This is a genomic window from Novosphingobium bradum (genome assembly GCF_042646485.1).
Classification (GTDB): Bacteria; Pseudomonadota; Alphaproteobacteria; order Sphingomonadales; family Sphingomonadaceae; genus Novosphingobium; species Novosphingobium bradum.
In genome coordinates this window covers 68557-90927 of record NZ_JBHRTQ010000010.1, presented here as the reverse complement: position 1 = coordinate 90927, position 22371 = coordinate 68557, and the positions used below count along the sequence as shown (strand labels likewise).

Annotated in this window: 21 protein-coding genes and 1 tRNA gene; 10 read left to right on the top strand and 12 right to left on the bottom strand. The window is 68.6% G+C overall.

Translation table 11 applies throughout. From position 1 onward, the window contains the following. Position 1 precedes the first annotated feature (1 nt). Positions 2-1057, top strand: a complete 1056-nt coding sequence (gene queG / locus ACFOD9_RS11805; RefSeq protein WP_379510562.1) for a tRNA epoxyqueuosine(34) reductase QueG — start codon at positions 2-4, stop codon at positions 1055-1057. On the opposite strand, the gene ACFOD9_RS11800 is transcribed toward queG, so the two are convergent. The 10 genes from ACFOD9_RS11800 to ACFOD9_RS11755 all read right to left on the bottom strand — a co-directional run bounded on the left by ACFOD9_RS11800 (position 1035) and on the right by ACFOD9_RS11755 (position 10487). Next, positions 1035-2264 carry an NAD(P)/FAD-dependent oxidoreductase gene (locus ACFOD9_RS11800; protein WP_379510314.1) on the bottom strand — a complete coding sequence of 410 codons (1230 nt, stop codon included), beginning with the start codon at positions 2262-2264 and terminating at the stop codon, positions 1035-1037. The genes queG and ACFOD9_RS11800 overlap by 23 nt on opposite strands. Before the next feature lie 115 nt (positions 2265-2379). Beyond that, positions 2380-2793, bottom strand: coding sequence for a DUF3035 domain-containing protein (locus ACFOD9_RS11795; RefSeq protein WP_379510313.1), 414 nt, complete (start codon positions 2791-2793; stop codon positions 2380-2382). Positions 2794-2797: 4 nt separating this feature from the next. After that, entirely contained in the window at positions 2798-3334 is a 537-nt protein-coding gene (gene lspA, locus ACFOD9_RS11790) for a signal peptidase II (RefSeq protein ID WP_379510312.1), read from the bottom strand. Continuing rightward, the gene (ileS, locus tag ACFOD9_RS11785; protein WP_379510311.1) at positions 3331-6369 is read right to left on the bottom strand and encodes an isoleucine--tRNA ligase; all 3039 of its coding nucleotides are present in this window, start codon (positions 6367-6369) and stop codon (positions 3331-3333) included. The genes lspA and ileS overlap by 4 nt, the downstream gene beginning before the upstream one ends. A 132-nt stretch (positions 6370-6501) precedes the next feature. Beyond that, on the bottom strand, positions 6502-7428 hold the full coding sequence (locus ACFOD9_RS11780) for a bifunctional riboflavin kinase/FAD synthetase (RefSeq protein WP_379510310.1): 927 nt from the start codon (positions 7426-7428) through the stop codon (positions 6502-6504). Positions 7429-7439: 11 nt separating this feature from the next. Then, entirely contained in the window at positions 7440-7955 is a 516-nt protein-coding gene (locus ACFOD9_RS11775; RefSeq protein WP_379510309.1) for a dihydrofolate reductase, read from the bottom strand. Further along, positions 7952-9028 carry a 5-(carboxyamino)imidazole ribonucleotide synthase gene (locus tag ACFOD9_RS11770; protein ID WP_379510308.1) on the bottom strand — a complete coding sequence of 359 codons (1077 nt, stop codon included), beginning with the start codon at positions 9026-9028 and terminating at the stop codon, positions 7952-7954. Before ACFOD9_RS11770 ends, ACFOD9_RS11775 begins: the two co-directional genes overlap by 4 nt. Positions 9029-9035: 7 nt before the next feature. Further along, a complete protein-coding gene (purE, locus tag ACFOD9_RS11765; RefSeq protein ID WP_379510307.1) occupies positions 9036-9530 on the bottom strand; it encodes a 5-(carboxyamino)imidazole ribonucleotide mutase in 495 nt (164 codons plus the stop codon). Position 9531: 1 nt separating this feature from the next. Continuing rightward, a complete protein-coding gene (gene gpmA, locus ACFOD9_RS11760) occupies positions 9532-10218 on the bottom strand; it encodes a 2,3-diphosphoglycerate-dependent phosphoglycerate mutase (RefSeq protein ID WP_379510306.1) in 687 nt (228 codons plus the stop codon). Between the two features lie 77 nt (positions 10219-10295). After that, a complete protein-coding gene (locus ACFOD9_RS11755; RefSeq protein ID WP_379510305.1) occupies positions 10296-10487 on the bottom strand; it encodes a hypothetical protein in 192 nt (63 codons plus the stop codon). 198 nt (positions 10488-10685) lie between these two features. Here ACFOD9_RS11755 and ACFOD9_RS11750 point away from each other — a divergent pair. Then, positions 10686-10760, top strand: a tRNA-Thr gene (locus ACFOD9_RS11750). Positions 10761-10807: 47 nt separating this feature from the next. Then, a complete protein-coding gene (locus ACFOD9_RS11745) occupies positions 10808-11092 on the top strand; it encodes a hypothetical protein (protein ID WP_379510304.1) in 285 nt (94 codons plus the stop codon). A gap of 22 nt (positions 11093-11114) precedes the next feature. Here ACFOD9_RS11745 and ACFOD9_RS11740 read toward each other — a convergent pair whose 3' ends face one another. Beyond that, on the bottom strand, positions 11115-11417 hold the full coding sequence (locus tag ACFOD9_RS11740; protein WP_379510303.1) for a GNAT family N-acetyltransferase: 303 nt from the start codon (positions 11415-11417) through the stop codon (positions 11115-11117). Between the two features lie 78 nt (positions 11418-11495). Further along, positions 11496-12305 (bottom strand): SDR family NAD(P)-dependent oxidoreductase, encoded by an 810-nt coding sequence (locus tag ACFOD9_RS11735; RefSeq protein ID WP_379510302.1) that lies wholly within the window; start codon positions 12303-12305, stop codon positions 11496-11498. Positions 12306-12365: 60 nt separating this feature from the next. Here ACFOD9_RS11735 and pepN point away from each other — a divergent pair, with 60 nt between their 5' ends. The 7 genes from pepN to ACFOD9_RS11700 all read left to right on the top strand — a co-directional run bounded on the left by pepN (position 12366) and on the right by ACFOD9_RS11700 (position 22351). Beyond that, the gene (pepN, locus tag ACFOD9_RS11730) at positions 12366-15032 is read left to right on the top strand and encodes an aminopeptidase N (protein WP_379510301.1); all 2667 of its coding nucleotides are present in this window, start codon (positions 12366-12368) and stop codon (positions 15030-15032) included. 10 nt (positions 15033-15042) lie between these two features. After that, entirely contained in the window at positions 15043-15873 is an 831-nt protein-coding gene (pgeF, locus tag ACFOD9_RS11725) for a peptidoglycan editing factor PgeF (RefSeq protein ID WP_379510300.1), read from the top strand. Positions 15874-16103: 230 nt separating this feature from the next. Next, positions 16104-16670, top strand: coding sequence for a ubiquinol-cytochrome c reductase iron-sulfur subunit (gene petA, locus ACFOD9_RS11720; RefSeq protein WP_379510299.1), 567 nt, complete (start codon positions 16104-16106; stop codon positions 16668-16670). Between the two features lie 11 nt (positions 16671-16681). Next, positions 16682-17974 carry a cytochrome b gene (locus ACFOD9_RS11715; protein ID WP_379510298.1) on the top strand — a complete coding sequence of 431 codons (1293 nt, stop codon included), beginning with the start codon at positions 16682-16684 and terminating at the stop codon, positions 17972-17974. Positions 17975-18001: 27 nt separating this feature from the next. Then, positions 18002-18817 carry a cytochrome c1 gene (locus tag ACFOD9_RS11710; protein ID WP_379510297.1) on the top strand — a complete coding sequence of 272 codons (816 nt, stop codon included), beginning with the start codon at positions 18002-18004 and terminating at the stop codon, positions 18815-18817. 159 nt (positions 18818-18976) lie between these two features. Next, positions 18977-19513, top strand: a complete 537-nt coding sequence (locus ACFOD9_RS11705) for an adenine phosphoribosyltransferase (protein ID WP_379510296.1) — start codon at positions 18977-18979, stop codon at positions 19511-19513. A 348-nt stretch (positions 19514-19861) separates the two neighbouring features. After that, on the top strand, positions 19862-22351 hold the full coding sequence (locus ACFOD9_RS11700) for a TonB-dependent receptor (protein ID WP_379510295.1): 2490 nt from the start codon (positions 19862-19864) through the stop codon (positions 22349-22351). The last annotated feature ends 20 nt before the right edge of the window (positions 22352-22371 follow it).

Genomic DNA, 22371 nt, shown 5'->3' with positions numbered 1-22371 from the left:
CATGAAGGCCGAGGCGGCGCGGCTGGGCTTTGGCGCCTGCGGGATCGCGCCCGCCGCCGAAGACCCGCTGGCCGCCCGCCGGCTGGAGGAATGGCTGGGCGAGGGCGCGCATGGCCAGATGGAATGGATGGCGGCCCGCGCCCATCACCGCCGCTCGCCGCAAGGGCTGTGGCCTGAGGCGCGTAGCGTGATCGCGCTGGGGATGAGCTATGCGCCCACCGCCGATCCGCTGGCCCTGGCCGACAGGCCCGACCGCGCGCGGATCTCGGTCTACGCGCAGGGCCAGGACTATCACGACACGGTGAAGAAGGCGCTCAAGGCGCTGGCCCGCTGGCTGGTGGCCGAGGCGGCGCGGGCCGGGCTGGGCGAGGCGCCAGACGGAATTGGCGTGAAGGTCTTCGTCGATACCGCGCCGGTGATGGAAAAGCCGCTGGGCCAGGCCGCCGGGCTGGGCTGGCAGGGCAAGCACACCAACCTTGTCAGCCGGGACCATGGCTCGTGGCTGTTTCTAGGCGCGATCTACACCACGCTGGCCTTTGCGCCCGACGGCCCCGCGCCCGATCGCTGCGGCTCGTGCCAGGCCTGCCAGCGCGCCTGCCCGACTGGCGCCTTCCCCGCACCCTACCGGCTCGATGCGCGGCGCTGCATTTCCTATCTCACGATCGAGCACGCGGGGCCGGTGCCGGAGGAATTCCGCGCTGCGCTGGGCAACCGGATCTATGGCTGCGACGATTGCCTGGCGGTCTGCCCATGGAACAAGTTCGCCGTCGTCGCCGCCGCCAACCGCGCCTTCCTGCCGCGCGCCGAACTGGCCGCGCCGCGCCTGGCCGAACTGCTGGCGCTGGACGATGCGGGCTTTCGGCGGCTGTTCTCGGGCAGCCCGATCAAGCGGATCGGCCGCAACCGCTTCGTCCGCAATTGCCTTTATGCGGCCGGCAACAGCGGCGAGGCCGGGCTGCTGGCCCAGATACGCGCGCTGATGGCCGATCCCGATCCGGTGGTGGCGGAGGCCGCCCGCTGGGCCGGCGAACGGCTCAGGCCGGCAGCAGTTCCTTGAGCGGCACCGCGGCATCGGCCAGCTTCGCCGGATCGGGCGAGAGGCCGGCTTCGACCAGCTTGCGGCCCTGGACATAGTCCTTGGTCGCATTCACGCAATCGAGCGCGATGATCTTGCCGGCCTTGAGGTAGATCACCGAGAACGAGCGGGTGGCCGGATCGCCGCGGGTAATGGTCTGGTCATAGCCGACCGAGAGGCCGGCGGTCTGCAGGCGCAGGTCATACTGGTTCGACCAGAACCACGGGAAGGCGTGATAGGGCTTTTCCTCGCCGCAGATCGCCTTGGCCACGCAGGTGGCCTGGTCGTTGGCGTTCTGGACCGATTCGACCCGCATCACCGTGCCGCCGGCAAAATCGCAGGCAAAGGCCGCGCAATCGCCCACCGCGTAGATATCGGGCAGCGAGGTGCGGCAGTATTCGTCGATGTCGATGCCATTGGCCCCGGCGGCGCCGGCCGCGATCAGCGGGCCGATGGCCGGCACGATGCCGATGCCCACGATCACCGCCTCGGCCGGGATCACCGTGCCATCGGCCAGGATCACGCCGGTAACGCGGCCTTCGCCCTCGATCGAATCGACCGCGACATCGGTCCGCAGGTCCACCCCGTGGTCGCGGTGTTCCTTTTCGTAGAAGGCGGAGAGTTCCGGCCCGGCGACACGCGCCAGCACGCGCGGCAGGGCTTCGAGCAGGGTGACCTTGCAGCCCAGCTTGGTGAGCACCGCGGCCGCTTCCAGCCCGATATAGCCGCCGCCGATGACGACGATATCGCGCACCCCGCCATCGATCTCGCCCATCAGCTGGTCGCAATCGGCGCGGGTGCGGACGGCGTGGACGCCGGCAAGGTCGGCGCCCTTGCAGGAGAGCCGGCGCGGATCGCCGCCGGTGGCCCAGATCAGCTTGCCATAGGTGAAGGTGGAGCCATCGGACAGGGTGAGCACCTTGGCCGCCGGATCGACCCTGGTGACTTCGACGCCGAGCTTGAGGTCGATGTCCTTCTCGCCCCAGAAGTGCGGCGGGCGGATATAGAGCCGCTCGAAGGTCTTCTCGCGGGCGAAATATTCCTTGGACAGCGGCGGGCGTTCATAGGGCGGTTCGCTTTCCCGCCCGATCATCGCGATCGTGCCGGCAAAGCCGTTCTGCCTGAGGGCGATTCCCGCCTGGGCACCGGCGTGACCGGCTCCGACGATAACGACATCCGCTCCGCTCATCTGCCCTGCAACCTCCATTCCGTCATGCGCCCTGGCGCGGGCGCAGACCGGCCAACCTGTTGGAACATACCCCGGAGGGGCACATTGATCCGGCGCAAGGACCGGACCGGAACGCTCAGCCCGGGATCACCGCCTGGGCTTCGCGGCCATCGCCCTGGGGCGCGGCGACGATATCGCGGGTGATCGCGCCCTTGGCGACGGTGTTGGTGCGCGGGTCGCCCACGGCCGAGCGGATCCCGGGCGCGGCGGCGCCGGCATGGCCGATCGTGGCCTGTTCCACCGGGCTGCGCGGGGCCGGGCCGCCGAACAGGGCATCGAGCGCCTGCTGCTGGGCGCTGGTATCGTTGGGGCGCGGGGCGCCGGGCTGGGGCGGGGTCAGCGCGAAATCGGGCGGAACCACCAGCGGCGCCTGGCGCTGCACGGCCATTTCATCGGGCCGGGCGCGGCCGAGCAGACCGCCGCCCGAGCCGCAGCCGGCGAGCAGGGCACTGGTGCCGAGCAGGGTCACGATAGCCAGGGTCTTACGCATGGGTTCAACTCTCGAAAGGCGCGCGCGCCGGTTGGGCGTCCGCATCGTCTGGGCCGCGCTTTTCGCGCGAAAGGAACGAGCGGGCAAGGATAATCACCACGCCGATGGAGATCGCCGCATCGGCCAGGTTGAAGATCTGGAAGGGGCGGAACTGGCCGAAATGAAGGTCGGCATAGTCCACCACGTAGCCGAGCGTCGCCCGGTCATGGATGTTGCCCAGCGCGCCGCCCAGCACCATGCCGAGCGCGGCCACTTCGGCACAGGCCTTCTCGCGCAGCAGCCAGACCAGCACGCCCAGCGCGATCACGGCGGTGAGGCCGACCAGCAGCCAGCGGCTCTCGCTGGTGGAGGCCGAGAGCAGCGAGAACGACACGCCATAGTTCTGCGCCCAGCGCAGGCCGAAGAAGCTGGTGAGGTCGATCACCTGGACCTCGGCCAGTCGCAGCGGGCCGATCATCAGCCATTTCACCAGCTTGTCGGCCACCAGCACCAGGGCAGCGATGGCGAGGCCGGCGAGCCTGCGGCGGGCGGCAAGGGTCATGCGGGGGCGTCCATCGCGGCCACAACGCTGCTGCAACGGCCACACAAGGCGCCATCCTCGGCCACGTCGGGCAGGTGGCGCCAGCAGCGGCCGCACTTGTGGGTCTGGGTGGGGGCGACGGTCACCGTCTCGCCCTGCCCGCGCGCGACTGTCGCGGTGATGAACAGTTCGGCGAGGTCCGCATCGGGGGCGCCGGCCGGCACGATGACTTCGGCGGCAAGGCTGGAGCCGATCACCTTCTCGCGCCGCAGCGGCTCGATCGCTTCGTTGACCGTGGCGCGAAGGGCGCGCAGGTCCTCCCAGCGGGCCATGTCCACGCCGGTCGTGGCCGGGATCGCCGGCCATTCGAGCAGGTGGACGCTGCCGCCATCGGGATGGCGCGCGGCCCAGACTTCTTCCGCCGTGAAGACCAGCACCGGGGCGGCATAGCGCACGAGCGCCTGGAACAGCACATCAAGCACGGTGCGATAGGCGCGGCGCTTGGGATCGGTGGCTGCGTCGCAGTAAAGGCAGTCCTTGCGGATATCGAAGAAGAAGGCCGAGAGGTCTTCGTTGCAGAAATCCGACAGGGCGCGGACATAGGTGTTGAAATCATAGGCCAGCGCGGCTTCGCGCAGGGTGGCATCGAGCCGGGCGAGCAGGGCCAGGACATAGCGTTCCAGCTCGGGCATTTCGGCCGGGGCCAGGCTTTCCGCCGCGCCGTCATAGCCATCGAGCGCGCCGAGCAGGTAGCGGAAGGTGTTGCGGAGCTTGCGATACTGGTCGGCCACGCCCTTGAGGATCTCGTCACCGATGCGGTGGTCTTCGGTGTAATCCACCGAGAGCGCCCAGAGGCGGACGATATCGGCCCCGTAGGTTTCCATGACCTTGAGCGGATCGACCGTGTTGCCCAAGGACTTGGACATCTTCATGCCCTTGGAATCCATGGTGAAGCCGTGGGTCAGCACGGCCTGGTAGGGCGCGCGGCCGCGGGTGGCGCAGCTTTCCAGCAGGCTCGACTGGAACCAGCCGCGATGCTGGTCGGAACCTTCGAGGTAGAGGTCGGCGGGCCACTGGAGGTCAGGCCAGCGCCCGCTTTCCAGCACGAAGGCGTGGGTGGAGCCGGAATCGAACCAGACATCGAGAATGTCGGCCACGCGCTCGTAGTCCTCGGCGCGGTACTTGCTGCCCAGCAGGGCTTGCGCGCTTTCGTCGGACCAGGCGTCGACGCCCTCGGCGCGGACGGCGGCGACGATGCGGGCGTTCACTTCCGGATCGACGAGGTACTGGCCAGACTTGCGATCGACGAACAGGGTGATCGGCACGCCCCAGGCGCGCTGGCGCGAGAGCACCCAGTCCGGCCGGCCTTCGACCATCGAGCCGATGCGGTTGCGGCCCTTGTCGGGATAGAATTTCGTATCGGCGATGGCCTGAATCGCCTTCTGGCGCAGGGTCTGGCCCGAGGGGGCTTCGACAAGCTCAGCCTGAGCGGAATTCAGAGGATTTTCCCCACCCCGCTCGCCCTGAGCCTGTCGAAGGGCCTGCACCTCCGCCCGCGCCTGCACTTCATGGTCGCACAGCGGGATGTCCGTAAGGTCCTTGTCCATCGGCACGAACCACTGCGGGGTGCAGCGGAAGATCACCTTGGCCTTGGAGCGCCAGGAATGGGGGTAGGAGTGCCTGTAGTCGGCGCTGGCCGCGAGCAGGCCGCCCGCTTCGCGCAAGCTCGTGCAGATCGGGCCATCGGGCGCGTTGAACTTGGGGTTGATGACCGAGCCTTGCCCGCCGAGCCAGGCCCAGTCGGCGCGATACCTGCCGTCGCCTTCCACCGCGAAGACCGGCTCGATGCCGTGGGCCTTGCACAGGAGGAAGTCGTCCTCGCCGTGATCGGGGGCCATGTGGACGAGGCCGGTGCCGCTTTCGGTGGTGACGAAATCACCGGGCAGGAACGGGCGGGGGCGTTCGAAAAACGCGACCATCCTCTCCCAATCGTCGGCCCGGACCTGATCCGGGCCTTGGCTTTCCCCTTCCGGCGCGGCGCTGGAAGAAGAGCCCAGCCCCGTGTCAGGCACGGGGCGACGGAGGTGTTTGGCCATCGGGTGGCGGGCCACGGTGCCGGCGAGCTGAGCGCCCTTGTAGGTGCCGAGCGCATATTCGGAGAGGACGACATCGCCCTCGATGTCCTCGGCCACCGGGCCAAGGCCGGTGCGGGCGAAGAACTGTTCCAGCAGCTCGACGGCGATCAGGAAGCGGCGCCCGTCATGGGCGCGGTAATGGTGATACTCAACCTCCGGCCCATAGGCGAGCGCCTGGTTGGTCGGGATGGTCCACGGCGTGGTCGTCCAGATCACCGCGTAAGCGCCGACCAGCTCGGCAATCGGGCTCTCGGTGATCTCGAAGGCAATATCGACCTGCGTGGAAACGATGTCCTCGTATTCGACCTCGGCCTCGGCCAGCGCGGTCTTCTCCACGGGCGACCACATCACCGGCTTGGCGCCGCGATAGAGCTGGCCGCTTTCCGCAAAGCGCAGGAGTTCGCGCACGATGGTGGCCTCGGCCTGGAAATCCATCGTGAGGTAGGGATTGTCCCAGTCGGCATTGATGCCCAGCCGCTTCAGCTGCTCGCGCTGGGTGTTGACCCAGTTCTGGGCATAGGCGCGGCATTCGGCGCGGAATTCCTTCGCCGGCACCTCGTCCTTGTTGCGCTTCTTCTTGCGGTACTGTTCCTCGACCTTCCACTCGATCGGCAGGCCGTGGCAGTCCCAGCCGGGCACGTAGGGCGCGTCCTTGCCCATCAGGCTCTGCGTGCGGACCACCATGTCCTTGAGGATGTGGTTGAGCGCGTGGCCCACGTGGATATCGCCGTTGGCATAGGGCGGGCCGTCGTGGAGGATGAACTTCTCGCGCCCCGTCCGGGCCTGGCGAAGCTGCTGGTACAGCCCTTCGCCCAGCCAGCGCGACAGGATGCCCGGTTCCTTCTGGGGAAGGCCGGCCTTCATGGGGAAATCGGTCTTCGGGAGGAAGACGGTGTTACGGAAGTCGCGCTGCTCGGTCATGATCGGCGGGCCTTAGCCTTGGGGAAAGGCAAGCGCAAATTTCTGGTTCGCGCGGAGGCGCGGAGAACGTCTGCGGTAACGCCGACCCATTCTCCGCCTCTCCGCGCCTCCGCGTGAAACCGTTGACGGGCGCTACGCGCCGAGCACCCGCTTCGCCTCGTCGCAATCGGCGGCGATCTGGGCGGTGAGGGCTTCGAGGCTGTCGAACTTCGCCTCGGGGCGCAGGAAATGGTGGAGTTCGACGTCAATCTCGTGCCCATAGAGATCGCCCGACCAGCCGAAGAAATAAGGCTCCAGCAGTTCCTTGGGCGGATCGAAGGTGGGCCGCACGCCCAGGTTTGCCGCGCCGGCATGAAGCTGGCCATCGGGCAGCCGGCCCCTGACCGCGTAGATCCCGAAGCGCGGGCGCAGGTAATGATCGAGCGCGAGGTTGGCCGTGGGAAAGCCGATGGTGCGGCCCAGCTTGTCGCCATGGAGCACCGGGCCGCGGATGGTGAAGGGGCGCGAGAGCAGGCGGGTGGCGGTTTCGCAATCGCCCGCCTGAAGCGCGGCGCGGATGCGGGTGGAGGACACCTGTTCGCCCGAATCGAGCACCGCCGGCGCGGTGCGCGCGCGGATGCCGAAGGGTTCGCCCAGCCGGGCCAGCGCCGAGGCCGGTTCGCTGCGGCCCTTGCCGAAGGTGAAATTGGCGCCCGTTACCACCCCGGCGGCGCCGAACTGGCGGTGAAGCATGGTCTCGACCCATTCCGGCCCGGTCATCGCGGCAAGGCTCGCGTCGAAATGGATCACCAGCATGGCATCGGCCCCGGCCGCGCCGAACAGCTCCTCGCGCTGGTCGAGCGTGGTCAGGCGGAACCAGGGCGAACCGGGGACGAAGAAGCGCCGGGGATGGGGATCGAAAGTGGCGACCAGCACCGGCCGCCCTTCGTCGCGTGCCCAGCGCACCGCCTCGCCGACCACGGCCTGGTGGCCCAGGTGGAAGCCGTCGAAATTGCCGAGCGCGACGATCGCGCCGCGGAAGGCTTCGGGAACGGGCTGGCGGCTGTCGAGACGGGTCATCGCGCAGGCGCCTATAGTGCCCGGGCGAGGGTGACGAAAGCGAAGCCGGGGCGTTCGCCCGAAGGATCATGGGTTTCGCGCGCGATTTCGCGCCAGCCAAGGCCCAGCGGCGGCAGGAAGGTATCACCCGGCACGTCGGCGTGGACCTCGGTCAGCTCGATCCGGTTGGCGCGGGGCAGGGCCAAGGCGTAGATCTCGCCCCCGCCGATCACAGCGGCTTCCTCGCCGGCAAGGGCCAGGGCCGAATCGAGATCGCGGGCCACTTCCGCGCCCGGCGCGGCCCAGGCCGGATCGCGGGTGAGGACGATGTGGCGACGGCCGGGAAGCAGGCCGGGCAGCGATTCGAAGGTCTTGCGGCCCATGATCATCGGCCGGCCCCGGTTGTCCGGCCCCATGGTCATCGCCTTGAAGTGCCTGAGGTCGGCCGGCAGATGCCAGGGCAGCTTGCCGTCCAGCCCGATCGTGCCGTTGCGCGCGGCGGCAACGACCAGGAACGGAGAAGGAAGCGGCGGGGCCGGACTGTTCACTCGAGGATCAGCCGGGTCACGTGGCCCATCTTGCGCCCGGGCCGCGCCGCCGCCTTGCCATAGAGGTGGAGGTGGTTGGTCGGGTCCGAGAGGATCGCCGCCCAATCGTGGGCGGCATCGCCGATCAGGTTGTCCATCACCACGCCCTTGGCGGCAAGGCGGGTTTCGCCCAGCGGCAAGCCGCAGATCGCGCGCACGTGGTTCTCGAACTGGCTGGTGATCGCGCCCTCGATGGTCCAGTGCCCCGAATTGTGGACGCGCGGCGCCATCTCGTTGAACACCGGGCCGCCACCGTCGCTGGCCGAGGTGGCGAAGAATTCGCAGGTGAGCACGCCGACATAGCCGAGCCGGTCGGCCACGGCCCGCGCGAGCTGGCGGGCCTGGCCGACCTGGCCGGCCACCTTGCGCCCGGCGGGCACGGTGGAGCGGGCAAGGATGCCGCCGTCGTGCCGGTTCTCCGGGCTGTCCCAGAAGCGCACGTCGCCATTGGCCGCGCGGCACAGGATCACCGAGAATTCGGCGTCGAAATGGACGAAGCCTTCATAGACCAGCGGGCGGGCAAACACCTGGTCACCTAGCGCTTCGGCATCGGCGGGGGTCATGATCCGCCACTGGCCCTTGCCGTCATAGCCGTCGCGCCGGGTCTTGAGCACGCCGGGGGTGCCGATCCGGGCCATGGCGGCCAGCAGGTCGGCGCGCGAATCGACCGGGGCGAACGGCGCGGGCCGGCCGCCGAGCTCGCTGACGAAGGCCTTCTCGCTCAGCCGGTCCTGCGCCACTTCCAGCGCATTGGCGCCGGGCAGCAGGAGGGCATCGCCGAGCGCGCCGAGCGGGGCGACGGGGACGTTCTCGAATTCGTAGGTGATCACCGCGCAGTCGGCGGCGAAGCGGGCGAGGGCTTCGGCATCGCTCCATTCGGCGCGGGTGAAGGCGGCGCAGACATCGGCCGCGATCGAATCGGCCTCGGGCGCGAAGACATGGCAGCGATAGCCAAGCTGGGCCGCGGCCATGGCCAGCATCCGGCCAAGCTGGCCGCCGCCCAGAATGCCGATGGTCTCACCCGGAGGGATCATGATCCGCTCAGCTCGGCCGTTCCGCCACGTTGGCGGTCTGCGCCGCGCGGTAGGCCTGGAGGCGTTCGGACAGGCCTTCGTCGGTGGTGGCGAGGATCGCGGCGGCGAGCAGGCCGGCGTTGACCGCCCCGGCCTCGCCGATGGCCAGGGTGCCGACCGGGATGCCGGCGGGCATCTGGACGATCGAGAGCAGGCTGTCCTGGCCCGACAGTGCCTTGGACTGGACCGGCACGCCCAGCACCGGCAGGTGGGTGAGCGCGGCGACCATGCCCGGCAGGTGGGCCGCGCCGCCGGCTCCGGCGATGATCACCTTGAACCCGTGTTCGGCGGCCGTGGTGGCGAAGTGATAGAGCCGCTCTGGCGTGCGGTGGGCCGAGACGATGCGGACGTCGGCGGCGACGCCGAGGGTTTCGAGCACCTCGGCCGCGCCCTTCATCGTCGCCCAGTCGGACTGGCTGCCCATGACGATGGCGATTTTCGGCAGGACCGTGGCAGGGCTCATCTCAGCGCTCCGAAAGATAGTACCGCTCGGTCGCGGCGAGGTTGGCGTCCAGCTCGTAGACGATGGGCTGCCCGGTCGGGATTTCGAGGCCGGTGATCTCGGCATCGGAAATGCCCGACAGGTGCTTGACCAGCGCCCGCAGCGAATTGCCGTGGGCGGCGACCAGCACCGTTTCGCCGGCCTTCAGCGCCGGGGCGATTGCGGCCTCGTAATAGGGCAGCACGCGGGCGATGGTGTCCTTGAGGCTCTCGGTCGAGGGGATGGCGATCCCGGCGTAGCGCGGATCGCTGGCGAGATCGAACGGCCCGCCGGCTTCGAGCACGGGCGGCGGGGTGTCGAAGGAGCGGCGCCAGATCTTGACCTGGTCCGCGCCGTGCCTGGCCGCCGTTTCGGCCTTGTCGAGCCCGGTGAGGCCGCCATAGTGGCGTTCGTTCAGGCGCCAGTCCTTGGTTTCGGGGATCCACACCCGGCCGGCGGCTTCGAGCGCCAGGTGGAGCGTGCGGATCGCGCGGGTCTGGACCGAGGTGAAGGCAACCGAGGGAAGCATCCCCTTGTCGCGCAGCAGGGTGCCGGCGGCGCGGGCCTCGGCCTCGCCCTGGGCGGTGAGGTCGACATCCCACCAGCCGGTGAAACGGTTCTCGAGGTTCCACTGGCTCTGCCCGTGGCGGACGAGGATCAGGCGCGGCACGTTCTGGCTCCGAAGGTTTGCGGCACCAGCGGCGCCGCCGCCGCCATCAGGCGGACAGACAGATCACGCGGCAGCCCCTAGCGGCTGGGTTGCGGTTTGGGAAGGCTTTCGCCCGATTCGGCTCCCCCATCGCCCCCGTTGTCCCCATCGCTCCCATTGCCCCCATCGCTACCGCCCAGCGCGCGGGCCTGGGCCTTGCGGCGGCGCAGGTTCTCGCGCAGCTTCGCGGCCAGCCGCTCCTCGCGGGTCATTTCGTCACGTCCTGCCATGGCCGGTGCTGTGCCGCCGGATCGGCGCCGCGGCAAGAGGTGCGGTCCGGCCGGGCGCCGGCGGGGGAAAGTCCGCCGGTTCGGCGCGCATGGCAATCAGCGGTTGCGGGCAAACAGCGGTTGACAAGGGGAACCTCCCCAGCCAATAGCGCCGCCCTGCCCGGCAGGCTTCTGGCCCCCGGCTCGCGGAAATGGTGTGCTGCTGTAGCTCAGTGGTAGAGCGCATCCTTGGTAAGGCTGAGGTCGGGAGTTCAATCCTCCCCAGCAGCACCATTTCCGCCATCTCCCCCGTTCCCTCCCTGCCAGTGGATGTGTCATCGATGTGCGGCTCGCGCTGGATTTCCCTGGCTGCCGAAAGTGCCTTGCTCGCCTGTGATGGCGCGGCGGTGATCGGCCTGCGCCTGGCCCGCCTGGCGCGGCTCGACGGGGCGGCCCTCGCCGAGGCCCGGCTGATGGTGGAGGAAAAGGTCGAGAGCGCGGCCGACCTGCACTGGCGCGCGCTCACCGGCGCGCTCGGCACCAGCCCCCATGCCGTGGCCAGTGCCAGCCTCGCTTTCTATCGCGGCAAGGTCGCCGCCAACCGCCGGCGGCTCAGCCGCGACTGACGGCGGCCGGGCGGCTGGCAGATCAGGCCAGGAGGTCGGACCATTCGGGATGGCGGCGGAACTGCGCGGCCACGTAGGAGCAGCGCGGATCCACGCGGAAGCCCTCCTGCCGCGCATCGGCGATCAGCGCGTCGACCAGCTTGCCGGCGATCCCCCGGCCTTCCAGCTCGCGCGGGACCAGGGTGTGCTCGGCCACCCGCACCGGCCCTTGCGCGGTGTCGCGCATGACCCAGGTGAGGCGCGCCAGGCCGGCATGGCCGGGCGCGCGACCCTGGTATTCTCCGGCCTGGCCCTGGTCCTGCCGCGCGATGTCCAGTCCTTCCACTCCCCGATGCTCCTTTCGAGAGCCGCACGCGACCCGCCGGCGCCCCCGCCGGCTCATTCCCGATTTTCCCGCGCCGGTCTAGCCGCCCGTTGCCAGCACGGCGCGCAGCCCTTCGCGGTAGGTGGGATGGAGCGGGCGCCAGCCCAGCACCCGCCGGGCCTTGCCATTGGCCACGCGCCGGTTCTCGGCATAGAAGGCCCGCGCCGGGGCCGAGAGGCCGGCCTCGTCCAGCCCGAGCAGCGGCGGCGGCGCCCGGCCGAGCAGGCGGCAGGCCTCCTCGATCACCGCGTTCTGGTTCGACGGCAGGTCGTCGGCGAGGTTGTAGGCGCCCGGCGGCGCGGTGAGCGCGGCCATGACCCCGCTGGCGATATCGTCGACGTGGACCCGGCTGAACACCTGTCCCGGCCCGGCGGGATCGGGCGCGATCCGGTGGGCCTTGCCCAGGCGCACCCGATCGAGCGCCGAGCGGCCCGGGCCGTAGATCCCCGGCAGGCGCAGCACCCGCGCCCCGCGCGCCAGCCAGGCCGCGTCACATTCGGCCCGCGCGGCGCGGCGCCCGGTGCCGCCCGAACCGACCAGTGCCGCCGTTTCATCGACCCAGGCGCCTCCCGTGTCGCCATAGACCCCGGTGGAGGACAGGTAGCCCAGCCACTTGCCGCCCAGCGCATCGCCGTAGCGCTCCAGTACCGGGTCCGGCCCTTCGCCCGATGGCGGGACCGACGACAGCACCGCATCGGCATCGGCAAGGGCCATCCGCACGGTCCCCTCGTCGTCGAAGGAGAGCAGGCCGTCGCGCCCGGTGGACACGATCTCGATCCCGCGCCGTTGCGCGAGAGCGGCGATGACCTTGGCCGAATAGCCCAGGCCGAAGACAAACAAGCGTCGCATTGCCGATTCCCATAGCGGCCCCGCTGGCAATCGGAAGCGCAGCCATTAAGAAGTATCCCCATGGATATTGCCAGCAGACCGTCCGACCCCGCCGAAAACCCGCAGACCGCCGATGCCGCGCCGCCCCCGCCCGCGCCACCGGTGATCCGCCGCGAAGACTATGCCGCCCCGGCCTGGCTGGTTCCCGAGGTCGCGCTCGATTTCGCGCTCGATCTCGATGCCACCCGCGTGGTCAGCCGCCTGTCGGTGCGGCGCAATCCCGATGGCGCGCCCGGTGCCCCCCACGATTCCCCGCTGCGCCTCTCGGGTGATGGCCTCGCCGCGCTTTCGGTCATGGTCGATGGCCGGCCCAGCAATGCCTGGCGGATGGACGGCCAGGACCTGCTGATCGACCTTGCCGGCGAGGCGCACGAGGTGTCGGTCGAAACCGCGCTCAATCCCGCCGCCAACAGCCAGTTGATGGGCCTCTATGCCTCGGGCGGGATGCTGTGCACCCAGTGCGAGGCCGAAGGCTTCCGCCGCATCACCTTCCACCCCGACCGGCCCGACGTGCTCTCGATCTACCGGGTGCGGATGAGCGGGGCCAGGGCGCGCTTCCCGATCCTCCTGTCCAACGGCAATTGCGTGGCCAGCGGCGACAATGGCGATGGCACCCATTGGGCCGAATGGCACGATCCCTGGCCCAAGCCGAGCTACCTGTTCGCGCTGGTCGCCGGCGATCTCGTGGCCCGGACCGAGCGGTTCACCACGATGAGCGGCCGCGAGGTGACCCTCAACATCTGGGTTCGCCCCGGCGACGAGGGGCGCACCGGCCACGCGATGGACAGCCTGATCGCCTCGATGAAGTGGGACGAGGCGGCCTTCGGGCGCGAATACGACCTCGACCTGTTCAACATCGTCGCCGTGGCCGATTTCAACATGGGGGCGATGGAGAACAAGGGGCTCAACGTCTTCAACACCCGCTATGTCCTGGCCGACCCGGAAACCGCCACGGATGGCGATTATGACGCGGTCGAAGGGGTGATCGGCCACGAATATTTCCACAACTGGTCGGGCAACCGGATCACCTGCCGCGACTGGTTCCAGCTGAGCCTCAAGGAAGGCTTCACCGTGCTGCGCGACCAGCTGTTCAGCGCGGCCATGGGGAGCGAGCCGGTCAAGCGGATCGAGGATGTGCGGGTGCTGCGCGCGGCCCAGTTCCCCGAGGATTCCGGCCCGCTGGCCCACCCGATCCGGCCGGATTCCTACCAGGAGATCAGCAACTTCTACACGGCGACCGTCTACAACAAGGGCGCCGAGGTGATCCGCATGATGCGGACCATGGCCGGAGAAGCCCGATTCCGCGCCGGCACCGACCTCTATTTCGCCCGCCACGACGGCGAGGCGGCGACCTGCGAGGATTTCGTCCGCGCGATCGAGGAGGGGGCCGGGCTGGACCTTGCCCGGTTCCGCCTGTGGTATTCGCAGGCCGGCACCCCGCGGGTCACCGCGCGGCTCTCGCACGAAGGCGATGTCGCCACGCTCCACCTTGCCCAGGAGGTTCCGGTCACCCCCGGCCAGCCGGCCAAGCAGCCGATGCCGATCCCCCTGCGCCTCGCCCTGTTCGACCGCGCGAGCGGCCGGCACCGGGGCGAACAGCAGGTCGTGCTCGATACCGCCGAGGCCAGCTTCGCCTTCCCGGGTTTCGCCACCTGTCCGGTGCTCTCGCTCAACCGCGGCTTTTCGGCGCCCGTGGCGATCGAGGCCGACATGGCGCCGGACGACCTGCTGTTCCTGGCCGCCCGCGACGACGATCCCTTCGCCCGCTACGAAGCCCTGCAGAGCCTGATCGTGCGGCACCTGGTGGCGGCGGTCGATGGCCGGCTCGATGCCGCCTCGCGCGCGGCTGGCCGCGAGGCGATCGGCCAGGCGCTTGCCGCCGTGCTCGACGATGGCTCGCTGGATGACCTGATGCGCGGCGAGCTGCTGGTCCTGCCCGGCGAAGGCTATCTGGCCGAGCAGTTCGGCGTGGCCGATCCCACCGCGATCTGGCAGGAACGCGAAGCGCTCAAGGCCTGGCTCGCCACCACCCTCGCCGATCGCCTGCGCGCCCTCCACCAGCGGGCCAGCGCCGTCCCCTATTCGCGCGAGGCCGCCGCGCGCGGCGCCCGCAAGGTCAAGACCCAGGCGCTGGTCTACCTCGCCGCCGGCCTGCCCGAAGAGGCCGCGCGCCTCGCCGCCGCCCAATATGACGCGGCCGACAACATGACCGACCGCCAGGGCGCGCTGATGGTCCTGTGCGGGCTGGAAACCCCGCTGCGAGCCGAAAAGCTCGCCCATTTCCACGCCCGCCATGCCGGCAATGCCCTGGTGATCGACAAGTGGTTCACGCTTCAGGCAGGCTCCCTCCATCCTGCCGCGCTCGATCACGTCCGGGCGCTGGCGAGCCATCCCGACTTTGCCCTCGCCAATCCCAACCGGGTGCGCTCGCTCTACATGGCGCTTGCCGCCAACCCCCATGCCTTCCACGATGCCAGCGGCGAGGGCTACCGGATCGTGGCCGACCTGATCCTCGCGCTCGATCCGCTCAATGCCCAGACAGCGGCGCGCTTCGTCTCGCCGCTGGGGCGCTGGCGGCGGATCGAGGGCGGCCGGGCAGCGAGGATGCGCGCCGAGCTGGAACGGATCGCCGCCGCCCCGGCCCTCTCGCGCGATACCCGCGAGCAGGTCATGCGGAGCCTGGGATGAGCCACAGCCGATGACCGGCCCCGACCAGAACGCCAACGATCCGATCGACATTGCGCCGATCGACATTGCCCCGATCGACATCGCCCGGGCCGAAGGGCTGGCGGCCTTCCCGCACGGCTTCCTGGGGCGCACCGGCGGCGTCTCCACCGGGGTGGCCGCCTCGCTCAATGTTGGCCTGGGCTCGGGCGACGACGAGGCGGCGGTCCGCGAAAACCGCCGGCGGGCCGCTGAAGCCGTGGCGCCCGGGGCGCGGCTGGTCGGGCTCTACCAGGTCCATTCCGCGCGCTGCGTGACCGTGACCGAGCCGTGGGACGACCACGCCCGGCCCGAGGCCGATGCCCTGGTGACCGACCGCCCCGGCCTGCTGCTTGGCGTGCTCACCGCCGATTGCGCGCCGGTCCTCTTCGCCGACCGCGCGGCCGGCGTGGTGGGCGCGGCCCATGCCGGGTGGAAGGGCGCGCTGGCCGGGGTCACCGATGCGACGCTGGCCGCGATGGTCGCGCTCGGCGCCCGGCCCGATCGCATCGCCGCGGCGATCGGTCCGTGCATCGCCCAGTCCTCCTACGAGGTGGACGAGGCCTTTCGCGCGCGGTTCGTCGCGGCCGATGCGGGCAATGCCGGGTGCTTCGGCGCGGGCCGCGAGGGCCACTGGCAGTTCGACCTGCCCGGCTATCTGGCGCGCCGGCTGGTCCATGCCGGGATCGGCGCGGTCGAGCGGCTCGGCCTTGATACCTATTCGCAAGAACACCGCTATTTCTCCTTCCGGCGGTCCACCCACCGCCACGAGGCGGCCTATGGCCGGCAGATTTCCGCGATTTCCCTGCCGCCCCCGCCGGGCTGACGGGTTGCCAGGCGCTGGTCCGGGGCGTGGCCACCCACACGCAAAAAGGCGGTTGGCAGGGCATGGTTTCGCGTCTATCAGCGCGCCAAGTCGGTTCCGGGGACGGCTGAATTGCGCCGCTTGTTTGCGCGCTTTGGGGGGTCTCCGGGTTGCACGACCGCAACGGATTGAGGTTCGTGGCAGGCGGAAATTGGCCGGTCGCGGGCCGTTAGAGCAAGGCAAGGTTCACCATGTCAGACCATGCGGGCACTGAGGCCGTTCTCCCCGAAGGCGGGGAAGGGGTGCGTCGGCGCGATTTCATCAACATTGCCGCGGTCAGCGCGGCGGGTGTCGGCGGCGTTGTCACGCTGCTGCCGCTGATCAGCCAGATGTCGCCTTCGGCCGACGTGCTGGCGGAAAGCTCGACCGAGCTGGACATCAGCGCGATTGCGCCGGGCCAGGCGATCAAGGCGGTGTTCCGCAAGCAGCCGGTCTTCGTGCGGAACCTGACCCCGAAGGAAATCGCCGAGGCCGAGGCGGTTGACGTCTCGACCCTGCGCGATCCGCAGACCCTCAAGGAGCGGACCAAGGCGGGCAAGGAAAACTGGCTCATCACCATGGGTGTCTGCACCCACCTGGGCTGCGTGCCGCTTGGCGCCGGCGAGGGTGAGGTGAAGGGCGAATTCGGCGGGTATTTCTGCCCGTGCCATGGCTCCGCCTATGATACCGCCGCCCGCATCCGCAAAGGCCCCGCGCCGAAGAACCTCCAGGTTCCGGAATATGCTTTCACCTCCGACACTGTCGTGAAGATCGGCTGAGGTAGACCGTCATGAGCTTCCCCTGGGCCAACGAATACAAGCCGCAAGCGCCGCTGATGCAGTGGCTGGACGAAAAGCTGCCGCTGCCGCGCTTCGTCTACAACGCCATCGGCGCCGGCTACCCGGTTCCGCGCAACCTCAACTATGCGTGGAACTTCGGCGTGCTGGCGGGCTTCTGCCTCGTGCTGCAGATCGTCACCGGCGTGATCCTCGCCATGCACTACGCCGCCAACTCCGGCGTGGCGTTTGACAGCGTCGAACACATCATGCGCGACGTGAACTGGGGCTGGATGATGCGCTACGCGCACGCCAACGGTGCCTCGGCCTTCTTCGTCGTCGTCTATGTCCACATTTTCCGCGGCTTCTTCTACGGCTCGTACAAGGCCCCGCGCGAGATGATCTGGCTGCTCGGCGTGGTGATCTTCCTGCTGATGATGGCCACCGCCTTCATGGGCTACGTGCTGCCCTGGGGCCAGATGTCGTTCTGGGGCGCCAAGGTCATCACCGGCCTGTTTGGCGCGATCCCGCTGGTCGGCGAACCGATCCAGACCTGGCTGCTCGGCGGCTTCGCGCCTGACAATGCCGCGCTGAACCGCTTCTTCTCGCTCCACTTCCTGCTGCCCTTCGTGATCGCCGCGGTCGTCGTGCTGCACATCTGGGCGCTGCACATTCCCGGTTCGTCGAACCCGACCGGCGTCGAAGTGAAGAGCGAGAGCGATACGGTTCCGTTCCACCCGTACTACACGGCGAAGGACGGCTTCGGGCTGGGCGTGTTCCTCATCGGCTACTGCGCGGTGCTGTTCTTCTTCCCCAACAGCCTGGGCCACCCGGATAACTACATCCCGGCCAATGCCATGAGCACCCCGGCGCACATCGTTCCCGAATGGTACTTCTGGCCGTTCTACGCGATCCTGCGCGCCTTCACCCAGGACTTCCTGTTCTTCCCGGCCAAGCTGATGGGCGTGCTCGCCATGTTCAGCGCGATCCTGGTGTGGTTCTTCATGCCCTGGCTCGATCGTTCGCCGGTCCGCTCGGCCACCTATCGTCCGCTCTACCGCAAGTTCTTCTGGGCGCTCGTGGTCGATGCCGCGATCCTGGGCTACTGCGGCGGTGCCCCGGCGGCCGAACCCTACGTGATGATCAGCCAGCTCGCCGCGATCTACTACTTCGCGCACTTCCTGATCATCGTGCCGATCGTCTCGGCGATCGAACGCCCGGCGCCGCTGCCATTCTCCATCACCGAGGCTGTCCTCGGCAAGGATGAAGGCGCTGCCCTGGCTCCCGCCGCCGTCCCGGCCCACTGACCCACGAGACGGAAAAGAGAGAGACCCATGATCCGCATCTTGTCCATTCTCGTCGGGCTGTTCTTCACGGTCGCGCTGGCGTGGTCGCTGGTGCTCGGCGGTGTCGCCCTGTCGCACGACGGTCTGCCCCACACCGTGGAATCGGTGTTCCACAAGCATCCCAAGGAAGTCGAATTCGCTTCCAACGGCGCCTTCGGCCGGTTCGACAACCAGCAGCTCCAGCGTGGCTTCAAGGTCTACAAGGAAGTCTGCGCCAACTGCCACTCGCTCAAGCACGTCACCTTCCGCGACCTGAAGGCGATCGGCTACAACGATGACGAAGTGAAGGCGATCGCCAAGGGCTACCAGATCCCGGTCTACGATCCCGCCACCGGCGAGGTGAAGACCCACGAAGGCCTGGCCAAGGATCACTTCCCGCCGGTCGTCTATGCCGGCCAGGGCGTGCCGCCGGACCTCTCGCTGGTCACCAAGGCGCGCCACGAAGGCCCGGCCTACGTCTACTCGCTGCTCACGGGCTATGCCCAGCAGCCGGCCGAACTGCTCAAGCAGTTCCCCGATGCGAAGACCCCGGAAGGCCTGCACTACAACCCCTATTTCGCGAACCTCAACATCGCGATGCCGCAGCCGCTGACCGCGGATGACCAGGTGACCTACACGGATGGCACCAAGGCCACGGTTGACCAGATGGCGAAGGACGTCTCGGCCTTCCTGATCTGGACCGCGGAACCCAAGCTCGACAAGCGCAAGCAGACGGGTTGGGCAGTGCTGGGCTTCCTGCTCTTCGCCACGGTTCTCGCCTATATGGCTTACCGCAACGTCTGGGCGGAAAAGAAGGGCCACTGAGCCTTTCCGTCCCCGAGGTCCAGACCTTGGCAACCGGATCAGGCCCCTCGCATCAGCCGATGCGGGGGGCCTTTTCGTTGATCCCCACCGTTTCGTCATCGCGAGCGCGGCGAAGCAATCGCGGGCTACCTCGCACTCCGCTCGCCGTGGAAGCCTCCCATGACCCCCGATGACCTGAAGGCTCTCGTCCGAACTGTTCCGGACTTTCCCGAGCCGGGCATCCTGTTCCGCGACATCACCACCCTGATCGGCCATGGCGCGGGCCTTGCCGCCTGCGTCGGCCATCTTGCGGAGCGCGCCCGGTCCGGTGGCGCCGATCTGGTCGCCGGCATGGAGGCCCGCGGCTTCATCTTCGGCGCGGCCGTTGCGGCGCGGCTCGAACTGGGCTTCCTGCCCGTTCGCAAGCCCGGCAAGCTGCCGGTGCCTACCATCGGTGTGGACTATGCACTGGAATATGGGCGCGATCGGCTCGAGATCGATCCCCAGGCCATCCGACCCGGCCAGAACGTGGTCCTGGTTGACGATCTCATCGCCACCGGCGGCACCGCCCTCGCCGCGGCCGAGCTCCTCCGCCGGGCCGGTGCGATCGTCACCCATGCCCTGTTCGTGATCGATCTGCCCGATCTCCACGGTGCCGCCCGGCTGCGCGACGCCGGGATCAAGGTCGAAGCGCTAATGGATTTCCCCGGTCACTGAACCGCGCCGGCAATCGGTCTGACCACGGGCGCGTTCCCGCGAAACGGTGGCCGTGGGGTCCGGATACGCTGTGTGGCATTTGCATCACACGCCGTGAGGATCTGGCGCGCCCGGGCGCATGGCCCCCGGCGGTGGACCCTGTTGGTGGAGGGTATTATGCTGAAAAACCGCGATTTTGGCGGCGCCTCGCGTCTCGTCGCAATGTTGCGGGCGCCCAGCGGCAGTAGATTGCGAGGTTGCCATCTGTGGTGTACGAATTCAAAAAAATTGACGCGCCAAACGCAACATCCGAACAATAGCGTGCGCGAGGATTTCACGTCAGGTGAAAGTAGGGAGGGGCTTATGAAAATGAACGTCGCCAAGGCACTGCTGCTGGTTTCGACCGTGGCCGGCCTGACCGGGACTGCCCAGGCGCAGACCGCCGACGGCGAGGGTGCCCGGGTCAGCAACGACATCATCGTTACCGCCCGGCGCATCGAGGAGCGCCTCCAGGACGTGCCGATCGCGATCACGGCCTATACCCAGGAAGATCTCGCCAAGCGCAACGTCAACAACGCCTCGGACCTCGCGACCTACACCCCGTCGCTCCAGGCGGATAACCGCTTCGGCACCAACAACACCACCTTCGCTGTGCGCGGTTTCCGCCAGGACCTGCGGACCTCGGCGGCGGTCGGCATCTATTTCGCCGACGTGGTCGCCCAGCGCGGCGGCAATGGCGGCTCCTCGGTCGGCGACGGCGCCGGCCCCGGCTCGTTCTTCGATCTCCAGAACGTCCAGGTGCTGAAGGGGCCGCAGGGCACCCTGTTCGGCCGCAACACCACCGGCGGCGCCATCCTGCTCGTGCCCCAGAAGCCGAAGGACCGCTTCGAGGGCTATGTCGAGGGGACTTACGGGAACTACAACCAGACCCGGCTCCAGGGCGTGGTCAACGTCCCGCTCAGCGACATCGCGCGCCTGCGGATTGGCGCCGACTGGAACAAGCGCGACGGTTACATCAAGAACGTTTCCGGCGTTGGCCCCGACCGCCTCGCCAACGTCGATACCTTCGCCCTGCGGGCCAGCCTGGTCGTCGACCTGACGCCGGACCTCGAGAACTACACGATCGTGTCCTATTCGAAGTCGCACGATACTGGGCCGATCGCCAAGGTGGCGGCCTGTTCCACCACCAACCAGACCCTGCTGGCGCTGTGCAACCAGCAGCTGGCCCGCCAGGCCGGCGAAGGGTTCTGGACCGCGCAGAACGTCGATCCCGATCCGCGCAGCATCCTCGAGCAGTGGCAGATCATCAACACGATGACCTACCAGGCCAATGACAGCCTGCGGATCAAGAATATCTCGAGCTACGGCCAGATCACCTCGTTCATCCAGGCCTCGCTCCAGGGCGGGTTCTACCGGATCCCCTCGGGCACCCTGCCCAATGCCGCGGGCACCGCGCAGATCAGCACGGCGGGTCTGGAAGGCCGCACTTTCAGCTACAGCGCGCTGTCCAGCTCGCCGAGCGGCGCGGGCAACCAGTGGAATTTCACCAACGAGCTGCAATTGCAGGGCTCGGCGGGTGACGCGCTGACCTGGCAGGCCGGCGCCTATTACGAAACCAGCCGGCCGATGAAGGCGAACGTCGGCGGCGGCGCGCAGAACCTGATCTCCTGCACCGCGACCACGGTGTGCCAGGACGTGCTGCGGACCTTCACCGGCCGGCGCACCGGCAACTCGTCGTTCTCCACCACCTATACCAGCTTCGAGAACGTGGGCGTCTACGCCCAGGGCACCTACAAGCTGGCGCCCGGCCTCAACGCCACGGCCGGCATCCGCTACACTTGGGACAAGACCTCGGGCGGAGGCACGCTTCGCAACTACTTCTTCACCGCCGCCGGCGCGCCGGCCAGCATCACGGGCGTCGCGCTGGCGCCCGGGGCGGTGCCCTATGTCTGCGCGATCAGCGGGGCGAGCCAGGCGGTGGACGACGCGGTGCTGGCCAATGGCTGCACCGTCAGCGGCTCGGTCAAGAACAAGGCGCCGACCTGGCTGCTCAGCCTTGACTACAAGCCGATCGACCAGGTGATGGTCTATGCCAAGTATTCGCGCGGCTATCGCCAGGGCGCCTACAGCGCCAACGCCCCGATCGGCTACGAAACCTGGCAGCCAGAGCGGATCGATGCCTACGAGGCCGGTCTCAAGGCCAGCTTCGACGGGCCGGTGCGCGGCACCTTCAACATCGCCGGGTTCTACAACAAGCTGTCGAATATGCAGCTGATCACGGCCTTCGCCAGCTCGACCGGCGCGGTCGGGTCGACCGTGGTCGCGGTCAACGTCGGCAAGTCGCGGGTCAAGGGTCTCGAGGTCGATGCCTCGATCACCCCGATCCCGTTCCTGACCTTCGATGCCAGCTATGCCCTGCTTGACACCAAGATTCTGGCGGTGGGCGCCGTCCCGTCGCCCTATGGCAAGTATGACATCATCCGCAGCCTGGCGACGGTTGGCAGCCGGTTCCCGGTCACGCCGCGTCACAAGTTCATCGGCGGGGCGACCCTGCGCCTGCCGGTGCCGGAAGGCATGGGCCAGCTCTCGGTCTCCGCGAGCTACACCTATACGTCTGACTACGACTACACGACCGGCGTGTTTGGTACGCTGCCTTCGACCGAACTGGTCAATGCCAACCTGACCTGGAACTCGGTCGCCGGCGCCCCGGTCGATCTTTCGGTCTTCGCCACCAACCTCCTGAACGAGAAGTACGTGATCACCGCGAATGACAATCGCACCGCCGCTGGCCACGTGTCGAACAGCCTCGGCGAACCGCGGATGTATGGTATGCGTCTGCGCTACCGCTTCGGGAGCTGATGCGCCGCCGGTTCCGGCGT

What these genes read in the sequence shown, in the direction of transcription:
- ACFOD9_RS11795 (WP_379510313.1), bottom strand. Translation starts at nt 2,793, where the DNA reads ATGCGTAAGACCCTGGCTATCGTGACCCTGCTCGGCACCAGTGCCCTG.
- petA (WP_379510299.1), top strand. Translation starts at nt 16,104, where the DNA reads ATGTCAGACCATGCGGGCACTGAGGCCGTTCTCCCCGAAGGCGGGGAA.
- purE (WP_379510307.1), bottom strand. Translation starts at nt 9,530, where the DNA reads ATGAGCCCTGCCACGGTCCTGCCGAAAATCGCCATCGTCATGGGCAGC.
- ACFOD9_RS11800 (WP_379510314.1), bottom strand. Translation starts at nt 2,264, where the DNA reads ATGAGCGGAGCGGATGTCGTTATCGTCGGAGCCGGTCACGCCGGTGCC.
- ACFOD9_RS11710 (WP_379510297.1), top strand. Translation starts at nt 18,002, where the DNA reads ATGATCCGCATCTTGTCCATTCTCGTCGGGCTGTTCTTCACGGTCGCG.
- ileS (WP_379510311.1), bottom strand. Translation starts at nt 6,369, where the DNA reads ATGACCGAGCAGCGCGACTTCCGTAACACCGTCTTCCTCCCGAAGACC.
- ACFOD9_RS11770 (WP_379510308.1), bottom strand. Translation starts at nt 9,028, where the DNA reads ATGATCCCTCCGGGTGAGACCATCGGCATTCTGGGCGGCGGCCAGCTT.
- ACFOD9_RS11705 (WP_379510296.1), top strand. Translation starts at nt 18,977, where the DNA reads ATGACCCCCGATGACCTGAAGGCTCTCGTCCGAACTGTTCCGGACTTT.
- pepN (WP_379510301.1), top strand. Translation starts at nt 12,366, where the DNA reads ATGGATATTGCCAGCAGACCGTCCGACCCCGCCGAAAACCCGCAGACC.
- ACFOD9_RS11735 (WP_379510302.1), bottom strand. Translation starts at nt 12,305, where the DNA reads ATGCGACGCTTGTTTGTCTTCGGCCTGGGCTATTCGGCCAAGGTCATC.
- ACFOD9_RS11745 (WP_379510304.1), top strand. Translation starts at nt 10,808, where the DNA reads ATGTGCGGCTCGCGCTGGATTTCCCTGGCTGCCGAAAGTGCCTTGCTC.
- ACFOD9_RS11715 (WP_379510298.1), top strand. Translation starts at nt 16,682, where the DNA reads ATGAGCTTCCCCTGGGCCAACGAATACAAGCCGCAAGCGCCGCTGATG.
- ACFOD9_RS11755 (WP_379510305.1), bottom strand. Translation starts at nt 10,487, where the DNA reads ATGGCAGGACGTGACGAAATGACCCGCGAGGAGCGGCTGGCCGCGAAG.
- pgeF (WP_379510300.1), top strand. Translation starts at nt 15,043, where the DNA reads ATGACCGGCCCCGACCAGAACGCCAACGATCCGATCGACATTGCGCCG.
- ACFOD9_RS11700 (WP_379510295.1), top strand. Translation starts at nt 19,862, where the DNA reads ATGAACGTCGCCAAGGCACTGCTGCTGGTTTCGACCGTGGCCGGCCTG.
- queG (WP_379510562.1), top strand. Translation starts at nt 2, where the DNA reads ATGAAGGCCGAGGCGGCGCGGCTGGGCTTTGGCGCCTGCGGGATCGCG.
- lspA (WP_379510312.1), bottom strand. Translation starts at nt 3,334, where the DNA reads ATGACCCTTGCCGCCCGCCGCAGGCTCGCCGGCCTCGCCATCGCTGCC.
- ACFOD9_RS11780 (WP_379510310.1), bottom strand. Translation starts at nt 7,428, where the DNA reads ATGACCCGTCTCGACAGCCGCCAGCCCGTTCCCGAAGCCTTCCGCGGC.